This window comes from Salipiger sp. HF18 (assembly GCF_011806505.1).
Taxonomy (GTDB): domain Bacteria; phylum Pseudomonadota; class Alphaproteobacteria; order Rhodobacterales; family Rhodobacteraceae; genus Salipiger; species Salipiger thiooxidans.
The window spans coordinates 1-1,544 of record NZ_JAATOS010000719.1 but is presented as its reverse complement, the minus strand read 5'-3'; the positions used below and the strand labels follow the sequence as shown (position 1 = coordinate 1,544).

Annotated in this window: 2 protein-coding genes; both read left to right on the top strand. The window is 63.1% G+C overall.

Going from position 1 to position 1,544, the window contains the following annotated elements:
• The coding region (locus HC022_RS26260; protein ID WP_368484826.1) for a TRAP transporter substrate-binding protein at nt 1-692 on the top strand (692 nt) is incomplete at its 5' end.
• Nucleotides 693-772: 80 nt separating this feature from the next.
• Nucleotides 773-1,544 (top strand): TRAP transporter small permease subunit (locus HC022_RS26255; RefSeq protein ID WP_167454340.1); only part of this gene is annotated, 772 nt, incomplete at its 3' end.

Below are 1,544 nucleotides of genomic sequence, written 5' to 3'. Positions count from 1 at the left end.
AGTACTTCCAGCAGATGTACGACGATAACGGCTACAACGTGAAGGTCATCCTCTGCGGCATGTACGCCCCCGAGACCAGCGGCTGGTTCAAGAAGGAGATCAACTCTCCGGACGATCTCAAGGGCCTGAACATGCGCTTCTTCGGCCTCGGCGCCGAGGTCATGCAGAAACTGGGCGTGTCGACCTCGCTGCTCGCGGGCGGCGACATCTTCCCGGCGCTCGAGCGCGGTGCCATCGACGCGACCGAGTTCTCGAGGCCGCTGGTCGACGCGAGCCTCGGCTTCTACAACATCGCCAAGTACAACTACTTCCCCGGCTGGCACCAGCCCTCGACCATGTTCGAGCTGCTGATCAACAAGGACCGCTGGGAGAGCCTCGACGAGATCGCCCAGAACCAGATCGAGATCGCCTGCATGGCGAACCTGGCCGACAACTTCGCCGAGGGTGAGGCCAAGAACTTCCCCGCGATGAAGGAGAACGTCGAGGAGCACGGCGTCGAGATCAAGAACTGGAACGAGGAACAGCTCCAGGCCTTCGAGAGCGCGTGGCTGGAAGTGGCCGCCGAGCTTGCCGCCGAGGATGCGTTCTTCAAGGAGGTCTGGGACGACCTGCAGGGGTTCCGCAGCGACTACAAGCTCTGGTCCAACAACATCTACCTGCCGCGTCCCTACAACTCGGTCGCGAACCAGTAATTCCGCATCCGTCATGACAGCTGCCGGGGCGGTCCCGTCCGCCCCGGCGCTTCTGATTTTGCGCAAAGGAGGCAGGCGCAATGGCCGAGCCAGAAGAGTTCGTGGCCGCGATCTCCGATCCCGGAGAGATCGGACGCGCCGAACACAACCGCGGTGACCGCTTCGTCGTGCGGGTGTCCAACGTCGCCGCATGGCTCTTTCCGATCCTGATGCTGGTGATCTGCGCCCAGGTGGTGCTGCGCCAGCTGGGCCACAACCAGGCCTGGATGGACGACCTGCAATGGTGGCTCTACGGCGCCGCGGTGCTGATGGGCATCGCCTACGCGGTGACCACCAATAGCCACGTGCGGGTCGACATCTTCTACGACAACTTCGCGAAGCGGAAACGCATCCGCACCGACATCCTCGGGCTGGTCTGGCTGTTCCTGCCATTCATCATCCTGTGCTGGGATGTCACCTTCGACTACGCGCTGACCTCGATCCACGCCGACGAGGGCTCGGACAGCCCCAACGGGCTGCACAACCTATGGCTCCTGAAGAGCTTCATGAACGTGGCCTTCATCTTTATCGCGATCGCGATCTGGGCCACCTACGTCCGCCTCTTGTCGATGCTCACCCGCCCGGCGCTGTGGAAGCAGCTGCTCTTCGCCTTTCCCTCGGTGGCCTACTTCATGAACCTTGTCTTCTACCACGTGGCCTTCGGCGTCGCCTGGCTCCTGCGCGAAGACGGAGCCTCGGCGCGGGACGTCGGCCGCTCCGCCATCTTCGGCGCCTTCGAGTTCAGCGTGCACGAGATGCGCTACACCGTGCTCGCGGGTCTTGTCCTTGCCGTCGCCGCCATCGTCGTGGCAC